18 protein-coding genes are annotated in these 16891 nt (G+C 60.3%); 9 read left to right on the top strand and 9 right to left on the bottom strand.

All coding sequences use genetic code 11. The annotated features are described in order from the left end of the window. Positions 1-5: 5 nt before the first annotated feature. From RBH20_RS18770 to RBH20_RS18750, 5 genes are all read right to left on the bottom strand, one after another. Positions 6-1151 carry an NAD(P)/FAD-dependent oxidoreductase gene (locus RBH20_RS18770; RefSeq protein ID WP_306711524.1) on the bottom strand — a complete coding sequence of 382 codons (1146 nt, stop codon included), beginning with the start codon at positions 1149-1151 and terminating at the stop codon, positions 6-8. Beyond that, a complete protein-coding gene (locus tag RBH20_RS18765; protein WP_306711522.1) occupies positions 1148-1396 on the bottom strand; it encodes a sulfurtransferase TusA family protein in 249 nt (82 codons plus the stop codon). Before RBH20_RS18765 ends, RBH20_RS18770 begins: the two co-directional genes overlap by 4 nt. Before the next feature lie 323 nt (positions 1397-1719). Then, complete coding sequence (locus RBH20_RS18760) at positions 1720-2430, bottom strand: type 1 glutamine amidotransferase (RefSeq protein ID WP_306711519.1); 711 nt, start codon at positions 2428-2430, stop codon at positions 1720-1722. Positions 2431-2471: 41 nt separating this feature from the next. Continuing rightward, positions 2472-3044: a DsrE/DsrF/DrsH-like family protein gene (locus RBH20_RS18755; RefSeq protein WP_306711517.1), complete on the bottom strand. Its 573-nt coding sequence runs from the start codon at positions 3042-3044 to the stop codon at positions 2472-2474. A gap of 1 nt (position 3045) precedes the next feature. Further along, positions 3046-3291, bottom strand: a complete 246-nt coding sequence (locus RBH20_RS18750) for a sulfurtransferase TusA family protein (RefSeq protein ID WP_306711515.1) — start codon at positions 3289-3291, stop codon at positions 3046-3048. 248 nt (positions 3292-3539) lie between these two features. Here RBH20_RS18750 and RBH20_RS18745 point away from each other — a divergent pair, with 248 nt between their 5' ends. The 4 genes from RBH20_RS18745 to RBH20_RS18730 are packed head-to-tail and all read left to right on the top strand — an operon-like array spanning position 3540 to position 6902. Continuing rightward, positions 3540-4733, top strand: coding sequence for an MBL fold metallo-hydrolase (locus tag RBH20_RS18745; protein ID WP_306711513.1), 1194 nt, complete (start codon positions 3540-3542; stop codon positions 4731-4733). A 6-nt stretch (positions 4734-4739) separates the two neighbouring features. After that, positions 4740-5231 carry a YeeE/YedE family protein gene (locus RBH20_RS18740; protein ID WP_306711511.1) on the top strand — a complete coding sequence of 164 codons (492 nt, stop codon included), beginning with the start codon at positions 4740-4742 and terminating at the stop codon, positions 5229-5231. Then, entirely contained in the window at positions 5231-5701 is a 471-nt protein-coding gene (locus tag RBH20_RS18735; RefSeq protein ID WP_306711509.1) for a YeeE/YedE family protein, read from the top strand. The genes RBH20_RS18740 and RBH20_RS18735 overlap by 1 nt, the downstream gene beginning before the upstream one ends. 19 nt (positions 5702-5720) lie before the next feature. After that, a complete protein-coding gene (locus RBH20_RS18730) occupies positions 5721-6902 on the top strand; it encodes an inorganic phosphate transporter (protein ID WP_306711507.1) in 1182 nt (393 codons plus the stop codon). Positions 6903-6911: 9 nt separating this feature from the next. Here RBH20_RS18730 and RBH20_RS18725 read toward each other — a convergent pair whose 3' ends face one another. After that, positions 6912-7751 (bottom strand): universal stress protein, encoded by an 840-nt coding sequence (locus RBH20_RS18725; protein ID WP_306711505.1) that lies wholly within the window; start codon positions 7749-7751, stop codon positions 6912-6914. Between the two features lie 378 nt (positions 7752-8129). Here RBH20_RS18725 and RBH20_RS18720 point away from each other — a divergent pair, with 378 nt between their 5' ends. The 5 genes from RBH20_RS18720 (at position 8130) to RBH20_RS18700 (ending at position 12386) form a co-directional block, all read left to right on the top strand. Then, positions 8130-8291, top strand: a complete 162-nt coding sequence (locus tag RBH20_RS18720) for a hypothetical protein (RefSeq protein WP_306711503.1) — start codon at positions 8130-8132, stop codon at positions 8289-8291. Positions 8292-8294: 3 nt separating this feature from the next. Then, positions 8295-9323: a sulfite exporter TauE/SafE family protein gene (locus RBH20_RS18715; protein WP_306711501.1), complete on the top strand. Its 1029-nt coding sequence runs from the start codon at positions 8295-8297 to the stop codon at positions 9321-9323. 199 nt (positions 9324-9522) lie between these two features. After that, positions 9523-10602 (top strand): CNNM domain-containing protein, encoded by a 1080-nt coding sequence (locus tag RBH20_RS18710; protein ID WP_306711499.1) that lies wholly within the window; start codon positions 9523-9525, stop codon positions 10600-10602. A 312-nt stretch (positions 10603-10914) separates the two neighbouring features. Next, a complete protein-coding gene (locus RBH20_RS18705; protein ID WP_306711497.1) occupies positions 10915-11202 on the top strand; it encodes an amphi-Trp domain-containing protein in 288 nt (95 codons plus the stop codon). Positions 11203-11369: 167 nt separating this feature from the next. Then, positions 11370-12386 (top strand): AI-2E family transporter, encoded by a 1017-nt coding sequence (locus RBH20_RS18700; protein ID WP_306711494.1) that lies wholly within the window; start codon positions 11370-11372, stop codon positions 12384-12386. A gap of 91 nt (positions 12387-12477) precedes the next feature. Here RBH20_RS18700 and RBH20_RS18695 read toward each other — a convergent pair whose 3' ends face one another. The 3 genes from RBH20_RS18695 to RBH20_RS18685 all read right to left on the bottom strand — a co-directional run bounded on the left by RBH20_RS18695 (position 12478) and on the right by RBH20_RS18685 (position 16585). Beyond that, positions 12478-12909 (bottom strand): Zn-ribbon domain-containing OB-fold protein, encoded by a 432-nt coding sequence (locus RBH20_RS18695; RefSeq protein ID WP_306711492.1) that lies wholly within the window; start codon positions 12907-12909, stop codon positions 12478-12480. Then, a complete protein-coding gene (locus RBH20_RS18690; RefSeq protein ID WP_306711491.1) occupies positions 12906-14075 on the bottom strand; it encodes a beta-ketoacyl synthase N-terminal-like domain-containing protein in 1170 nt (389 codons plus the stop codon). The genes RBH20_RS18695 and RBH20_RS18690 overlap by 4 nt, the downstream gene beginning before the upstream one ends. A 1391-nt stretch (positions 14076-15466) precedes the next feature. Then, positions 15467-16585: an NADH:flavin oxidoreductase gene (locus RBH20_RS18685; RefSeq protein ID WP_306711489.1), complete on the bottom strand. Its 1119-nt coding sequence runs from the start codon at positions 16583-16585 to the stop codon at positions 15467-15469. Positions 16586-16891 lie beyond the last annotated feature (306 nt).

Raw genomic sequence — 16891 nt, 5'->3', positions numbered from 1 at the left:
TCACCTCAGAGAAGCCCCCGCGCTGTGAGCCAGTAGGACTCGTTGTACGCGAGCTTCGACCAGTGCATGGCCTGACTCGGCTCACTCGGCTCCGGCGGGCGCTCGTAGTCGAACTCAACGAACGTTGCGTCGTCCATCCCGGTCTCGATGAAGCAAACGGTCTTGCCGCCGTAGACGGCTGTCGCTGGCTGGCCGCGGACCTCACTCGCGAGTCGCTGAGCGACGACGTGGGCCTGATAGTGCGCCGCGCTCCCGGCCTTTGGGACTCTGGTCTGAGCGGCATCGCCGATGGCGTACACGTCGTCGAAGCCGGTCGCTTCGAGCGTGTGCTTGTCGACGTCCACCCATCCCCCATCGCCGAGCCCGGCCGATTCGACGAAGTCACTGCCAGTGTGTGGCGGGATAGCGACGAGGAGGTCGTAGTCCAGCTCTGTCCCTTCCATCGACGTGATCGTCTCCGTCTCGGGGTCGACCGCCTCGGCGTTGAACATCGTCTCGATGCTGATGTCGCGCTCCCGGAGTCGCGGGTCGGCCCACTCCGCGATGTGTTCGTTCCCGTGGACCCGCATGATGGGATAGGTGTATGTGATGTCGAACGCGTCCCGACGGCCGCGTTCTCGAAGCCAGTCGTCGATCATAAACGTGAACTCGAGCGGTGCGGCCGGACACATATGTGGCGTCCCGACGACGCTCAGGACGATGTGGCCGCTGTCCATTTTCAAGAGTTCGTCACGGAGGGCTTGGGAACCGTCTTCGCCATAGAAGTGGTGCCCGCCCTCGGCGAGGCCGGGGACTCGTTCCGGTTCGAGCTGTGCCCCCGTTGCGACGACGAGTTTGTCGTACGGCGCGGAGTTGACGGCGTCGACAAGTTCGAGTTCCTTGCGCTCGTGGTCGACGTTAGCGACGTAGTCATGCTGGATGGTGACGCGGTCGTCGACGACCTCCCCAAGGGGCCGCCGGCCATCTGCGGGTTCGCGCTGTCCGAAAGCGACGTAGAGCCACACCGGCTTGTAGACGTGGTCCTCGCTGTCGTTGAACAGCGTGATTTCGACCTCGCCGGCGGCTAGCTCCGCGTCGAGTTTCTCCGCGAGGGTGTTCGCCAGTACAGTCCCACCAGTGCCGCCACCGACGATTGCGATGTGTTCGGTCATAGTTTCTTCACGTGAATCCTGTAGTGGTCGCCTTCATCGGCGATGTCAAGGACTTCGTTGCCAGACTCGTCGGCCCATTCCCGCACCTCTGTCGGCGACTTCTCGGCGTCGCTCAACAGGGCAATAACGGTGCCAGTGTCGACGGCCCGAACCTCCGAGATGAGGTCCATCAGCGGACCCGGACAGGTCGCGCCCCGAGCGTCCACGGTCGTGTCAGCCTCAGTGTGACTTTGATTGGTGGTCATACCTTCTCGTCTGTTCGTAGGCAAGCTATGCATTTAGTAATGTATGGATATTCCAAGACTGTGGGAAAGCAATTTGTCTATGCTCAAAAACCCTCGGTGATCGCGCACCAGTTTAGGGAAAGTTCGGGGCGAAAGTTACGCCCTTCAGAGTGGAGAGGATGGCAAGAATTCGGTGGGCCGAACAGCGACTGGGAGATGCGGGTATCGGCATCTGTTTGCTGCCCGAACCGTCAGCGGTGCGGGCTTCGATACAGGCGATCAATACCGAGCGATAAGTCGACCGGCTTGCAACCACACTGACGGTAGAATTCTGAAGTACCAAATCAGTCGAACCGACCCGGTCGCCGCTGGTGGGTGGCGACCAGTCTGACGAAGTTCTTGAACACCGTCGTCGCCTCTTGGGCGGCCGCGACCGACTCATCGGTGATCGTTGCCGTTACTGCCTCCCGCCGTTCGTCGGTGAGGTCCTTGTTGCCGATGACCCACTCGGCTGTCTCGCGGTCGTACTCGGGGTGGAACTGGACGCCGTAGCGTGTTCCAAGTCGGAACGCCTGTATGCCGTACTCGTTTCGTGCCAGTTCCACCGCGTCTGCGGGCAGCTCGGCGACGCGGTCGGAGTGTGTCTGGAACGCGGTGAACGACGACGACATGTCGGCAAACAGCGGGTCTTCGCCTCGCCGGTGAACTGTTCGGTACCCGAGTTCGTATTCGTTCATGTCGACCACGCGCCCACCGAGAGACTGTGCGAGGAACTGGTGGCCCCAGCAGATCCCCAAGGTCGGTACGTCTGCCCGGTGGACATCTCGGACCCACGACGTGAGGTCATGAATCCAGTCGCGGTCGTCGTACACTGAGGTCTGTGATCCGCTGATAACCACGCCGTCGTACCGCCAGTCGCCGCCCGCGGGCACCGGTGGGAGACGCCCGTCGCTGACTTTGTACACCGTTGTCTCGGCGTCAAGCGACCGGGTCAGGTTTCGTTCGGCGGGCGTCTCACCGACTGACGCATCGACGATTGCGATTGTCTGGTTCATGTCTGGGGTTTCGCGAAAAGCCGCTCAGTGGCTGTCCTCGCTCAGACGAGCAGTTGGATGTCGGACTCGGCCATGTGCTGGAGCGCGGTAGCCGCGCCGACGCCGACAGTGACGTCGTCGTAGAAGTCGTCCTCGTCGTAGTCCATCAGTTCGATGGTCATCTGACAGGCCTGCAGTTCGACGCCCTGGTCCAGCGACAGCTCGATGAGTTCGTCGATCGTCGCCGTCCCGTTGTCGTCGATGCGCTTTTCCATCATCCGCGTCGCCATCCGGTCCATCCCAGGCAGCGCCGCGAGCGCGTTCGGCATCGGCATGTTCGGGTTGCCGACGGCCGACAACTGGAGGTTCTCGGACTTCTCCTCGTGGAGGATGTCCAGTCCCCAGAACGTGTGGAATACGACAACGTCCCAGCCGAACGCGGCCGCGGTGCTGGCGAGAATGAGCGGCGGATACGCCATGTCAAACGAGCCTTGCGTCGCCACGATGGTCATCTTCTTTTGCTCGTCGTCGGCTTTCAGGTCGGCAACGGTCTCTTCGAGCTCTTCGATCCGAGCCTGCAGCTCCGCCTCGGTCATCGAATCGCCGTCGCCAGCCGATGGTGTGTCCGTGCTCATTTTAGTCCGTCTTCTCGACGTAGTGTTTGTACACGTCGCCCTCGTCGACCTGTTCGAGTAGTGCCACGCCATTCGTCCCGTCGGCCCAGCCCTCGATGTCACTCATACTGCCGCTGTCGGTCGCGAGGACCTCCAGTACTGACCCCTCTGCGAGGTCGTCTATCGCCTGTTTCGTCTTGACGACCGGCATTGGGCACGATGCACCTTTCACGTCGAGCGTCTCCGCGATGTCGAATGTTTCACTCATTGTTGGAAGGACTCCAGCTACTGTATTGGAGCTACTACACAATATCGGCCCGATAGTTAAAAGAATGTCGATTATTGCACTATCCTAGCACTACCGAAGCTGGATAGCACGCTCTAAGAGTACTTCAGGGCAGCTAATTCGACATTATTCTATTTGAAACGGGAATACTGATGAAATGGTATTGTGTGTCTTGGGAATTTCTATACAAACTCTTTTATGCCTCAACCCTGTAGCAAGGAGTGTACTACATGAACGCTGAAGACTTCCCGACGCCGGACGCAGATGTCGAATCGGTCACGCCCGAAACGCTGAAATCGCGCATCGACGACGGAGAGTCGGTCACGATTCTTGACGCGCGTATGTCTGGTGACTACGAGGAGTGGCACATCGATGGAGAAAACGTCGAATCGATCAACGTCCCGTACTTCCACTTCTTGGAAGACGAGCTGGATGCGGACATCATCGCGGATGTTCCGGACGACCGTGAGGTCACGGTGCTCTGTGCGAAAGGTGGGGCCAGCGAGTACGTCGCGGGCACGCTCGCGGACCGCGGCTACGATGTCCACCACCTCGAAGACGGCATGAACGGATGGGCTCGCATCTACGAGACCGTTGAAGTCAGCGACTACGACGGTGCCGGCACGCTGTTGCAGTACCAGCGGCCGTCCTCTGGCTGTCTCGGCTATCTGGTCTACGATGACGGCGAAGCCGCTATCATCGACCCGCTGCGCGCCTTTGCCGACCGATACTTCGACGATGCTGACGAGCTGGGCGTCGACCTGAAATACGCGCTCGACACCCACATCCACGCGGACCACATTTCGGGGGTCCGCAACCTCGATGCGGCGGGCGTTGAGGGTGTCATCCCCGCAGCCGCCGTGGACCGCGGGGTCACCTACGCCGACGACCTGACGACTGCCGAGGACGGCGACACCTTCGAGGTTGGCGACGTCACCATCGAGACCGTCGCGACGCCCGGCCACACGACCGGGATGACCTCGTACCTCGTCGACGACAGCCTGCTCGCCACCGGTGACGGGCTGTTCATCGAGAGTGTTGCCCGACCGGACCTCGAAGAAGGCGACGAGGGAGCGCCCGACGCGGCCCGGATGCTCTACGAGTCATTGCAGGAGCGTGTGCTGACACTGCCCGACGACACGCTCGTCGGGGGCGCGCACTTCAGCGACGCGGCCGAGCCGGCGAACGACGGCACCTACACCGCACCGATCGGCCACCTCGTCGAGGAGATGGATGCACTCAGTATGGACGAGGACGACTTCGTCGAGACGATTCTGGCCGACATGCCGCCGCGACCGGCGAACTACGAGGACATCATTGCGACGAACCTCGGGCAGAACACCGTTGACGACGAGGAGGCGTTCACGCTGGAACTCGGACCGAACAACTGCGCGGCGAGCCAGGAATCGCTCGCGGGTGACTAACCGTCGATGGTAGCTGACCCTGTCCCGCTGCAACTGGCCGCCGAGTTGTTCCCCAACGGTATCAGCCGGTACGCCATCGGCGGCCTCTTCGTCGGTCTCGGCGCGGCGGTTATCTACATGGGCACCGGCATCAGCGCCGGCGCGAGCACGTTCCTCGAATCGACGCTGTCGTACGTCTCCAGCCAGTCGCGCTTCCAGCAGTACGTCGCCTCTCGGGACTGGCGGCTCGTGTTCACGCTCGGCATCATCCTCGGCGCGGCTGTGTATGCGGTCGTTTATCAGGGCGGCGCGTGGACGACGGATGTCGCCTGGTGGCGGCTGTTGCTCGGTGGGATCTTCGTCGGTATCGGAACCCGCGTCGGGAAGGGCTGTACTTCAGGTCATGGCGTCTGTGGCGTGGGATCGGCCTCGAAAACGTCACTGGCGGGCGTGCTCGCCTTCCTGCTGGTCGCGATACTGACTGCACAGGTCGTCGCCGCACTGGGGGTGACGCCGTAATGACGACAACGACAGACCGACACCCGCTGTTCATGCCGCTCGTGCTGGTCGGCGGGCTCATCTTCGGCTTTGGGCTCGGCTACAGCCACATGGCCCGCCCCGAGGTGGTGCTGAACTTCCTCCAGTTCGAGGACTTCGGCCTGCTGTTCGTGATGTTCGGCGGCGCGGCCGTGACGGGGATCGTGTTCTTCGTCATGCCGCGTGTGCTGGATCGAGCGCCACTGACTGGCGACCCGTTTGAACGGCGGCTGAAGTCCTTCGACCGGAACGTGCTGATCGGCGGCGCGATATTCGGCGTCGGCTGGGGGCTCTCCGGGATCTGTCCGGGTGCCGCTTACGCCAGCCTCGGCATCGGCAACGTGACCATCCTGTGGGCGCTCGCAGGGATGTTCCTCGGTGCGTACCTGCAGGGGTGGTGTCGAAGCCGTGCGACCGACGGCGTCGATCCATCCCCCACGGGAGCGGACTGAACTTACCCCGATTTTCACAATGGAACTCCAGCTTCTCGCGCTCTTCTTGACCGCCGGCCTCGCGAGCCTGTTCATGTCGTGGGTTATTGGTGCCGGCTCCAGCGGTGCGACGCCGTTCGCGCCCGCTGTCGGTGCCAACGCCATCTCGACGATGCGGGCGGCGTTTGTCGTCGGCATCTTCGGGCTTGCGGGCGCGGTGACACAGGGGGCAAACGTCTCTGAAGCGGTTGGACGCGGTCTCGTCGGCGGCGTCACCCTCCCCGCCATGGGGGTCATCGTCGCGCTACTCGCTGGCGCTGGGCTCATGGCTGTCGGTATCTACACCGGCTACCCCATCGCAACGGCGTTTACTGTTACCGGCGCAATCATCGGTGTCGGGATGGCTCTCGGTGGCACCCCCGTCTGGGGGAAATACCAGCAGATCGGTGCCGTCTGGGTTCTGACACCGGTCGTCGGCGGCGGTTTCGCCTATGCTATTGCGAGCGTGCTGCCGCGGCCTGATGTCCCGGAGGCGGCCACGATTCCGACGCTTGCGGCGCTGGTCGGCGTCGTGCTGGCTAACGTTGAGTTCGCGTTTCTCGGGGCTGACGGTGGTCCCGGTTCGCTGACGAGCCTCGGCCAGCGGCTGCTCGGTATCGATATCGTCGTGGCAACAGTCGTTCTCTCCGGCACTGTCGCCGCCGTAGTGTGGGCCGCGGTGTACCGAGACATCCGCCACGACAAGTCGGGCGGGCTCAGACACGTCCTGCTGGCACTCGGTTCACTGGTCGCTTTTTCGGCCGGTGGGAGTCAGGTCGGACTGGCGGTCGGTCCGTTGCTCCCCCTGCTGGACGATGTCGGTATACTCTCGCCAGCGGTCGTCCTGCTGGGTGGTGGCCTCGGAATTCTGGTCGGGTCGTGGACCGGTGCACCACGGATGATAAAATCGCTCGCACAGGACTATTCCTCACTGGGGCCGCGGCGCTCTATCGCCGCGCTCGTCCCCTCGTTCCTCATCGCCCAGCTCGCCGTCTTCCTCGGTGTGCCGGTGTCGTTCAACGAGATCATCGTCAGTGCTATCATCGGAAGCGGTGCCGCAGTCGGCGGCAGCGAGGCGGTCGACCCACGAAAGATTCTGGTCACGGTGGGCGCGTGGGCCGGGTCGTTCACACTTGCACTGGCTGTCGGCTTCGGGTCGATGACCGCGATGGGCGCGTTCTGACCGCCCGTTTCAGGCGGTTCGTGGTGGCGGGACGAGGAAGACGTTCCCGTTCGCCTGCGCAACGATGTCTTCGGAGACGCTGCCGAGCAACAACCGCCGCATCCGGCTCTGACCACGAGAGCCGACGAGCGTCGTCGTCGGCGTCACCGTTGCTTCGACGTCGAGTATCTCCTCGGCAGGGTCGCCACGGCGGACCTCGACGTTCGTTTCGATGTCCCACTGTGACAGTGTGTCGGCGAGCGACGCAAGCTGTTCGGATGGGTCCTCCTCGCTTGTCATATCTTTCGGTGATTCGACGTGGACGAGCGTCGCTTTCTGAGTCGCGTGACGGAGATACTGAAACGCGTCGAAGGCACGTGTTGCGTTCTCAGAGAAGTCAGTTGCGTAGAGCACCCGCTGGAACAGGTGCTCCCTGAGCACGTCCGGCTCGTCGGTACTGCGTTCGATGCGGTTGACCAGCAGCGGCACCACCGTGGTCCGCGCGAGGTTCCGGGCCGTTGAGCCGATGACGCGGTTGTCCAGTGAACTCTGGCCTCTGGACCCGATTATTGTCATGTCCACTTTCTCTGCCTCCGCGATACCATTGATACGGCGATGGGGGGTCCCACGCACGACGTGGGTCTCGGTGTCGAACCCAGCGTCCGCCATCACGTTCTGGTACCGCGTAAGTCCCTGTTCGCGTCGCTTGCTGAAGTTCATCCCTGGCATCCCCGCGTGGACGTTCGATGGGATGACCGTGACGAGGTGGATCGTATCGACACCGATGCGTCCGAGGCACTCGAGACACGTCTCGTTCTGTATCGCCGCTTCACTCGCCGCCGAGAGATCTGTCGCATAGATGGCTCTCATACACGATGGTAGGCGACCAACCGTTAATATTGTTTTGTTTGCACAATATAGACGGACATGAGTTGGTCCGTAGAGCTGCTGTTTCACCTGGCGTTCGGTCGATTTAGAGATCCAGCCTAAACTGAGAGCTTGTTCCGGAAACGCAACAGAACAGCGCGCGCAACTTTATTACGGGCTAAAAGCAGGGTTTTGAACGATGCCCGACCGTGACTGATATCCACATAACGTATGCAGATATCTCCGTGGGTTAGCGGTGTGATACCTACCGATAATATTGTTCGCTAGTCCCAAAACTGTTATCAGTACCCTCCGGTTAGGAGTGATTGAGTAGAAAAGTATGATACAGTCACGACAGCACAACTTCAGAGGTGAGTCGGCATGGTAGACCTCGCGGCCTTCGCATCAATGGGCGCAGACAGCATCGACGCGGCAATGCTCATCGGCGCAGTACTCCTAGAGGCAGCTATCCTCTACGTCGGGTACGGGGCAGTGGAAGAGATATTCGGACAGCGTGTCGTCAAGCGGTTACGAGGGGAGTGACGGATGGAGATACTGGGACTCAGCCTGGCGATGGTGGTCTTGTTCGTCGGGTTCGGCCTGCTCATCGGCGTCCTGTTTGGCTTCTTCGGGATGGGTGGGTCGTTCCTGGTCACGCCGGCACTGCTGGTGATGGGGTATCCCACCCGCGTCGCTGTCGGAAGCGGGCTCGCATTCGTGTTCGGGACTTCGGTCATCGCCACACTGAAGCACCGTGATATGGGGCAGGTCGATTACAAACTGGGGGTGTTGATGATCGCCGGGACGACCGCCGGCATCGAAGCCGGGAAAGAGATCGTCATCCACCTGGAGGCGCTCGGGCTGGCTGGTAGTATCATCAGCGTCACGTACGTCGTCCTGCTGGGCGGTATCGGAGCCTTCGTCACCTACGAGGCACTTCGAGGTGGCGATAGCGGCGATGGGATCGACCACGATGCCGCGGAGGGCGACGCTGACGCCGACGACATCCCGGAGATTGCCAAGACGATTCAGTCGTACCGCATCCCGCCGATGATATCGCTCCGTGGCGGCGTCAGCGTCTCCCTCTGGATGATACTTGGCGTCGCGTTCGTTACCGGCCTGCTCTCGGGCTTCCTCGGTGTCGGCGGCGGGTTCATCCGTATGCCCGCGCTGTTCTATCTCATTGGGGTTCCCGTCCCCATCGCTGTCGGGACCGACCTCTTCGAGATCGTCTTCTCGGGCGGGCTCGGGAGCTTCCTGTACGCGCTGGACGGTGGCGTCGACCTCTCTATTGTGCTCCCGCTGCTGGCGGGGAGCGCCCTCGGGGCCCGTGTGGGTTCCGCTGCGACGAGCATCGTTGATGAGGACGAGATCAAGGTGTACTTCGGGCTAATGTTGCTTGGTGGGGCCCTCGCCGTTGCGGTCCGTGAAATCGGCAACGTCTACGGTATCGACGTCTTGAACACGGTCAGTCTGGTGCTTATCCTCGGTTCCGCGCTGCTGGTCAGTGGCGCTGTCGTCTACAGCAGCATAACTGCGCTCCGGGAAGAGCGTCAGTCGTCATCGCCCGTGTGAACGTACTGTCGACGAACTTGTACGAAGTACACGCGGATATTTTTCCGCCCGCGCTTCTCCTAACACAGATACGGTAAGTGAGCCGCTTTTGAAAGCGGTCGAGGGACTCAATATCCAAAGCTGACGAAACAAACATAAGCCATCTGACCACGTCGTAGCAGCAGTAGATTTAGATAACGGCCGGAGAAACCAGCGTTTGATGCCTATTTCGCTGGCAACGTGGGCCCGCCTGTTCGGTGGTGTCGCCTTACTTCTGGGAAATAGCTTCTTTGTCACGACCGAGTTCGCGATGACCCGCGTCAGGCAGTTCGAAGAGGATGCGTTTCTCGGTAATGGCCGTGGACTTGAACGCGCTTGGAACATGACCGAGCGGTTGGAGATATTCCTCACAGGCTGTCAGGTAGGGATCACTATCTGCAGTGTCGGGCTGGGAGTTGTCGCTGAGCCGGCTATCACAGCAGTGCTGGAGCCTCTGCTGGGTGCAGTTGGCGTCACTGGTGGCGGACACACGACACTGTCTGTGCTTCTCGCGCTGGTGGTGGTCAATCTCATGCACGTTATTGTCGGCGAGCAGGCACCGACATATCTGGGCATCGAGCGTGCTAGGTTCGTCGCCGGATACGGCTCGGGTCCGCTGTACGCCTGGACAAAGCTCATGTATCCGGTGATCATCGCAGCGGACTGGGTGGCCAAGGCGTTGCTGGGGCTCTTCGGCGTCGAAATCTCCCGTTCGTGGACCGAATCGGAGGGCGAAAGCACTCCCGCAACTACTCGCGCCGAACTGCGTAGCGAGATGGGTGAGTCACTTAGCCGGCTCAATATCTCCGAAGAGCGACGGAGTGAAGTTATCAACGCCCTCGATATCGGCGCGACGCCAGTCAGTGAGATCATGGTTGATCGCAGTGATATTGTCGCGCTCTCGACGACTGACGACTTCGAGACGAACATGGACCGGATCGACGGAATGCCATACGTCCGCTTTCCGTTGATCGAAGACTCAGTGGACTCGTTCGTGGGTGTTGTCTACGCGCCAACAGTGTTGCACAACTACGAAGTGCTGGATTCGGGGGCGACCACGCTTGAAGAACTGGCAACCACGCCGCTGACCGTCGCTGCTGAAACGACTATCAGTGACTTCATCGACCGGTGTCAGGCCGAAAATCAGGAACTTGCCCTCGTGGTGGCAGATGACGATGTCATTGGCCTCCTCACTGCGACAGACGCGTTCGAGGCAATTACTGGTGAACTCGAAGACCCGATGGATCGGGCGGCCGGGTGACTACCTCCGCCTGTCCGAACAGCAACGCTGACCCGGCGGTGAGTTCGTCTGCGACGGGGTCAACGAGACCGTCGTCTGGTCCGACTCAGCCGATATCGAGTCGGTAAAACATGGATTCTGTCACGATTTGTCTGTCGGAAAGTGAACACTTCAACGCGAAGACGATTGCACAGCGCTGGGAATAGACGAGATTTTTTCGAGATGTGTTCCGCCAAGCTTACCGACTGTCCAGAGACGGGAGACCGGAATTTGATCGTGGTTTAGCCGTACAGCGGTCGGGTTTATTGGGACTGCCTGTGTATTGCCTTCTGTATGCCTGAAGAAGTTCTGTTCAAGTCAGAAAGCGACCAGAGCCGAGAAGCGATTGCATCATACCTCCGGAAAGTTGCGGACAATCTCGACAGCGGAGCCGATATCACTCTGAAAGCAGGCTCTGAGACTGTAACGCTGGCTCCCCCTGCCCAACCGACCTTCGAAGTCAAAGCGGAACGTGAAGGTCCGGCAGGCGACATGACCGAACTGAGTATCGAGTTCGAACTCGAATGGGACGAGACTGATGGGGAGGACGGCGGCGGCAGTGGGACGTTAGAAATCGAGTAATTACTCCGCTCACACTGACGCTGTCTCTCATGTTCAGGTCGACACCAGGATGCTCCTATCCTGCTCGGACCGCCCACCGGTCAATTGCTAACGGCTGCCCTGACACACCGGAGACAATACTGTGAAGATATCGAATCTTTTTGTCGTCCCTCGTTAAACTCGCAGCCGTGAACCTCAGCAAGGGGTTTGTCCTCTCTCTCATCGTCACCCTCATTGTGCTGTCGGCCATGCTGATACGGCCGTTTCTCCAGTACATTCTCGGTGCTGTCCTCCTCGCCTACGTCCTCTATCCGCTGCAGGTCCGCCTCGAAACGTACGTCTCGCCGATGGTCGCTGCACTCTCGCTCGTGACGCTGGCGGTCGCCGGAGTCGTCGCGCCGGTGGTAGTCGTCCTCGCGTCGATAGCGGAGAGTGCCGATCGGGTACTCCGAGAGCTCGGCACCGATCCGGTGCAGCTTGACATAATTGAATCACGGATCAAGGAACTTACCGGACGCGAGGTCGACATCGCCGGAGAAATCGTCAGTTCAGGGCGGGACATCGGGGCAATCATATTCGAACGGTCGACCCAGGCGTTCAGTACGGTCACCTTCCATCTCATCGGGATTGCGTTAGCACTCTTCCTGCTCTACTACCTTCTCAAGGACGGCGATGAGCTGGTCGACTGGCTCCAACAAACGGTGCCCCTTCCGGTTGACGTCCAGCGTGATTTTTACGACGAAATCGACGACGTGATGCTGGGCGTCCTCTTCGGCCACGTCTTCGTTGCCATCGTTCAGGGAATCGTCGCCGGCGTCGGACTCGCCGCCACTGGCGTCCCGAATGCGCTGTTCTGGACGGCCATCATGATCGTACTCGCAATGGTTCCACTCATCGGAACAATCCCTGTCTGGGGTGGGGCAGTGGTTTACTTGTATGTCACGGACGAGCCGCTGCTTGCTGTCGGGTTATTCCTTTATAGCGTCATCATCGTTGGACTCACCGACGACTATCTTCGGCCGTTCGCCGTCGATAGGTACGCAAAGCTCAATCCGGCCGTCATCCTCCTCGGTATCCTCGGCGGTGCATACGCATTCGGGGTTATGGGACTGCTCTTCGGTCCCGTCGTCCTCGGGGCACTCAAAGCCGCTCTCCGCGTCGGCCTGGATACTTGGTCTCAGATCGACGACGGAAACATTGGTTGACCGACCGCTCCGAATTAACCGACGATAACCGGACACCCATCAGCAGCGTCAAGCGGTTACAGTGGCCAACACTGTCTCACCATCCTGTCCCTCACCGCGGCTCGAAGACGTGGACCGGCCAGTCGGTCTCGTAGTCGAGGGCGACCTCCTGCTCTGTGGCCGTCGGCTCACGAACCGTAAGTTCGACCGAGTCACCGATGGCGACATCGGCGTAGTCGGCGGCGACGCGCCCAAGCAGGCGGCCACCATCCGCGAGTTCCACGACAGCGACCGTGTAGGGTGCGTCCGCTTCGAATGCCGGCGGCGGCGTGTGGACCGCTGTGTACGAGAAGATCTGGCCCTCGCGAGACTGCGGTTCGACATCGACGGCGCGACTGCCACAGGCGTAGCAGGCCGGTCGCGGCGGCAACAGGACCTGTCCACAGTCCGCACAGACTCCGCCCAAGAGTTCACCGTCAGCGAGGGCGTCGAAGAAACCCGGTAGTGTCCGCGGGTCGGTCGCATCGAGGTCGCTGTCCGTCATGGTGCCTCCGCCGTCGTGAGCACGTGGCTGACGGTGACGGCGTCCCCGACACCCCCTTCATTGAGCAACAGGGCCGTCTCGGCACCTTCGACCGCGCGGTCTCCCGCGGCCCCCGTGAGCTGTTCGTATGCTTCGAGCGCCTGCAGGAGCCCGGTTGCGCCGATGGGGTGACCGCGGGCCTTCAGTCCGCCGCTCGGGCTCAACTGCACGTCTGTCCAGCCGTTAGCCCGCTCCGCTGGTGACAGGTAGCTCTGATAGCCCGTTCCTGCGGGAGCGAAGCCGGCGGCCTCCGCGAGCAGCGCCTCGCAGACGGTGAACGCGTCGTGAACCTCCGCGATGTCGACAGCTGCGGCGTCAATGCCCGCTTCCTCGTAGGCCGTCTCAGTGGCAACGCGAGCGCCCGCGATATCAGTCATATCCCGCTCGGCGACCGCGATGTTGTTCGCAGCAGCCCCATTGCCCGCGACGTGCACCTGCGGTTGGTCGAGGTCGGCCGCCAGCTCGGCAGTCGTTACGAGGACAGCCGCGGCACCGTCTCCGACCGGCGCACAGTCGTAGAGCTTCAGCGGCGGGGCGACGGGGTCCGATTCCAGCACGGTCGCTACGTCGATCTCTTTCGGGAACTGCGCTCGGGGGTTCCGAGCGGCGTTGGCGTGGTTCTTGACTGCGATCTCAGCAAGGTCGCGTTCCGTGGCGTCGGTTTCGTGGAGATAGCGCTGGCCGAGCAGTGCATACTGGCTGGGTGCGGTGATGCCGGAGCGCTGCTCGATGGCGCGGTCGAACGCCGCTGAGAGCGCGTCTGTCGCACCGCTGGTGCCCGCAGACGTCATTTTCTCGACGCCGCACGCAAGCACAGCCTCGTGTTCGCCGTTGCGAACGTCCTTGACTGCATGGCGTAGCGCGAGCGCACCCGCGGCGGCACACCCCTCGACCCGCTCGGCGGGGACGTGACGGAGGCCAGCCCACTCGGCCAGTAGCGTCCCGTGCATGATCTGGTGCTCGTAGCTCTCCGACTGGTTCCCGACGTACACCGCCTCGACAATCTCGGCAGGGTCGGGCAGTTCGCCGAACGCCTCTGCAAGGGCCACTGAGAACAGGTCGCGGCCCGGGAGGTCCGTGCGGCCGAGCGGTGAAGCCCCGACCGACGCGATGACTGGCTCTGGCATCTGTACCACTCACGTCTCAGCAGTCCTAGTTAGTCGTTCTCATTTTACATATGAATGAACTGTTTGCCTGTCGAACTACACGCGAGTCTGTCCGTATTCGACTGTGAAACTGGTGCTCGGTGCTCTGGGAACGGCTGTCCTGACGGGGCTACTTGCAGATACGAGGTGACAGCTATGATCGCTGTACTGTGTAATCTGGCTCCCTGAAAGCGAGCGAAGACTGTCTCATAGTAACTGCTGTAACGCAGTTCGGGAGTAGTTGAGACTGGCTGTCTCAATGCATACGGACCAATTACCCCGCGACTTTGCTCAGGGATATGATCGGCTACTCAGTATGTTTACAAGAGAATCGATTAAACCAGCGGTGAACGCAAAAATATACCCATATTAAAAACTCAATGGTATATTGTATCACTTGGGCTAGATTTATATCGTTCTAGTTTTACACATTTACTTTAGTGACTGTATAAAATGAGACCGATATCGAAACTCCGATCCAGTGGCCGGGCTCTTATCATATCTGCAGTAGTAGCACTCGCTATATCCGGTCTACTTATTGTTGCTGGCCCGGAGCCCACAAATTCGGCTTTTACCACAGAGACGGATGAATCGCAAGTCTCTCCCGATGCTGAAGTAGTCAGTTACAATAACATATCAGCAGCGGGTCAAGACTTGTTCGACCGAACACTCCGTATCAGTGGAAGTGTCGAAACCCACCGGTCACCGCCAGATTTCAATTATCTAGGTGACACTACGGACACTACCTACGTCGAAAAAAATGGGACTATATACGCTATAAGCACTGTATCAAATACATGTAGGACATGCACTCTCACGGATGCACTCAGCATCGTGGCTGGGCTTGCTGGGGGCATCCTGTTAGTGGGCGGAGTGTCTCGCTTGGTGAGCGGGGACAGCTGACGCTGCATGGAACTGATGATCAGTAGAATGCCTTTTTGTCGGTCTGGTTTCAATTTGGCCGCAGGTCTCGTTCACGACCAATTCTGATCAACACTACTCGATTGACGTACGGTCGATTTACTCGTGCAGGTGGAGTTGAGCGGTGAGTACGTGCACTCTCCGATGGTGACGGTAGATAACACGCTGACGCTGTTGAAAAAGGAGACCGGAATCGGATAGTGAGGTTTTCAACTCGTGATAGCGCGGCGTCTGAGTGGCAACGCTGTGAAAAGTCGCCGAAATCCGGCCGCTGTATTGGAAGTCCAACAAGACCGCTCGTTTGAAGAGCAATCTGAAGCAATTTTCGCTCGGCATCTGGTCGAAAACACCCACCACAGCCCCGTTAAACCCTTTTAGGATCAAATCTCACCATTCGGTACCGACCGCACTACGTCAAGGGGTCGTCCCGGTACACAGTTACAGCACTACTATCAGTCGTCGGCCGAGGCACCGCTCGTCTGGACCTCATGCTCGGAGAGTTCAGCGGATGGCGCGAGGAACTCAGCAGGGTCGAACGCGGTCAGTTCCTCGCCCTTTGAGACTTTTTCCGGCCAGTCTGGATTGGGGAGTGCACTCGTCGCCAGCGTTACCAGGTCGGCACCGGCATCGACTTTCTCGCGGGCCGCGTCAGGCGCGCCAAGCCCGCCGTTGTCAATGATGATCGTCTCATCCGCGGCGTGCTCGGCTGCGGCCTCGGCCAGCGTCGGCCCGTCGTCGCCAAACGCTGGCGTGGTCGCATCGGGTTCAGTAACGTGGATGTAGTCGGCCCCAGCCGCCGACAGTTCATCGAAGAACACCGCTGCGGCGTCCTCGCCTTCGGGCCATCGGTGGTCTTCATCAAGGGCCGTCGACTGAGAGACCCGGATGCCGACGACGAAATCGGCAGGTGTGGCCTCATCAATCGCAGCGACAACCTCACGCGGATAGCGTACCCGATTTGCGGGTTCGCCGCCGTACTCGTCGTCACGCTGGTTGAAGTCAGCCGAGAGGAATTCATGAAGGAGATACCCGTTCGCACCGTGAATCTCGACACCGTCGAACCCCGCGTCGATGGCGTTCTGCGCCGAGTTGACGAATGCATCGCGGATATCAGTGAGTTCATCGACCGTGGCTGCTTTCGGCGTGGGGAAGTCTCCGCTCCCACCGTATGCTTCGGCCTTTTCTCCCTCCGGTTGCACCGCCGACGGGGCAATCGTCTGGTCCCCGTCGACATGTGGATTCCCCTGACTCTGTGCCCCGGCGTGCATCAGCTGGGCGAAAATCGGGACACCAGCGTCGTGAACTGTCTCGGTGACCTGCTGCCAGTTCGCCGCCTGCGTGTCGGTCGCCAGTCCGGGCTGGTTTAGATACCCCTGGCTATGTGCTTTGTCAGGATACGTCCCCTCTGTAATGAGAAACGAGAACCCACCGTTGGCGAACCGCTCATAGTACTGTGCCATCTCTGCGGTCGCGCGGCCATCGTCGGTGGCGCTCACACGCGTCATCGGTGCGAGGCCGATTCGGTTGTCTAACGACAACTCATTGAGTGTAGCTTCGTCGAACAGTGTCACGTTGACGGATAAGCGGATAACACAATTAACGGGTGGTTCAGCATATGCCGAATAGTGCCAGCCGTTATCAAATATCGTCTGCTGGCGGAGCGGCTGCAATTCGCCCCCCCTCCGATATGGCGTGACCGGACGGAAACTCCCGCAGTGCATCTCAGGGCCGACAGCCATTCTCGAGCCGCCATCGCAACTGACAGCGCCTACTGTTCTGTCACAATACCTTTGTATACATATTGGACAGTATAGAGAGAAATTATAATCATTCATCTTTCATGCATTGCTGGCACCGGATATGGTTCACAGTGGTGG

This window comes from Haloarcula sp. H-GB4 (assembly GCF_030848575.1).
GTDB lineage: Archaea > Halobacteriota > Halobacteria > Halobacteriales > Haloarculaceae > Haloarcula.
This window is presented reverse-complemented; position numbering and strand designations above follow the sequence as displayed.

What these genes read in the sequence shown, in the direction of transcription:
- RBH20_RS18770 (WP_306711524.1), bottom strand. Translation starts at nt 1,151, where the DNA reads ATGACCGAACACATCGCAATCGTCGGTGGCGGCACTGGTGGGACTGTA.
- RBH20_RS18765 (WP_306711522.1), bottom strand. Translation starts at nt 1,396, where the DNA reads ATGACCACCAATCAAAGTCACACTGAGGCTGACACGACCGTGGACGCT.
- RBH20_RS18760 (WP_306711519.1), bottom strand. Translation starts at nt 2,430, where the DNA reads ATGAACCAGACAATCGCAATCGTCGATGCGTCAGTCGGTGAGACGCCC.
- RBH20_RS18755 (WP_306711517.1), bottom strand. Translation starts at nt 3,044, where the DNA reads ATGAGCACGGACACACCATCGGCTGGCGACGGCGATTCGATGACCGAG.
- RBH20_RS18750 (WP_306711515.1), bottom strand. Translation starts at nt 3,291, where the DNA reads ATGAGTGAAACATTCGACATCGCGGAGACGCTCGACGTGAAAGGTGCA.
- RBH20_RS18745 (WP_306711513.1), top strand. Translation starts at nt 3,540, where the DNA reads ATGAACGCTGAAGACTTCCCGACGCCGGACGCAGATGTCGAATCGGTC.
- RBH20_RS18740 (WP_306711511.1), top strand. Translation starts at nt 4,740, where the DNA reads ATGGTAGCTGACCCTGTCCCGCTGCAACTGGCCGCCGAGTTGTTCCCC.
- RBH20_RS18735 (WP_306711509.1), top strand. Translation starts at nt 5,231, where the DNA reads ATGACGACAACGACAGACCGACACCCGCTGTTCATGCCGCTCGTGCTG.
- RBH20_RS18730 (WP_306711507.1), top strand. Translation starts at nt 5,721, where the DNA reads ATGGAACTCCAGCTTCTCGCGCTCTTCTTGACCGCCGGCCTCGCGAGC.
- RBH20_RS18725 (WP_306711505.1), bottom strand. Translation starts at nt 7,751, where the DNA reads ATGAGAGCCATCTATGCGACAGATCTCTCGGCGGCGAGTGAAGCGGCG.
- RBH20_RS18720 (WP_306711503.1), top strand. Translation starts at nt 8,130, where the DNA reads ATGGTAGACCTCGCGGCCTTCGCATCAATGGGCGCAGACAGCATCGAC.
- RBH20_RS18715 (WP_306711501.1), top strand. Translation starts at nt 8,295, where the DNA reads ATGGAGATACTGGGACTCAGCCTGGCGATGGTGGTCTTGTTCGTCGGG.
- RBH20_RS18710 (WP_306711499.1), top strand. Translation starts at nt 9,523, where the DNA reads ATGCCTATTTCGCTGGCAACGTGGGCCCGCCTGTTCGGTGGTGTCGCC.
- RBH20_RS18705 (WP_306711497.1), top strand. Translation starts at nt 10,915, where the DNA reads ATGCCTGAAGAAGTTCTGTTCAAGTCAGAAAGCGACCAGAGCCGAGAA.
- RBH20_RS18695 (WP_306711492.1), bottom strand. Translation starts at nt 12,909, where the DNA reads ATGACGGACAGCGACCTCGATGCGACCGACCCGCGGACACTACCGGGT.
- RBH20_RS18690 (WP_306711491.1), bottom strand. Translation starts at nt 14,075, where the DNA reads ATGCCAGAGCCAGTCATCGCGTCGGTCGGGGCTTCACCGCTCGGCCGC.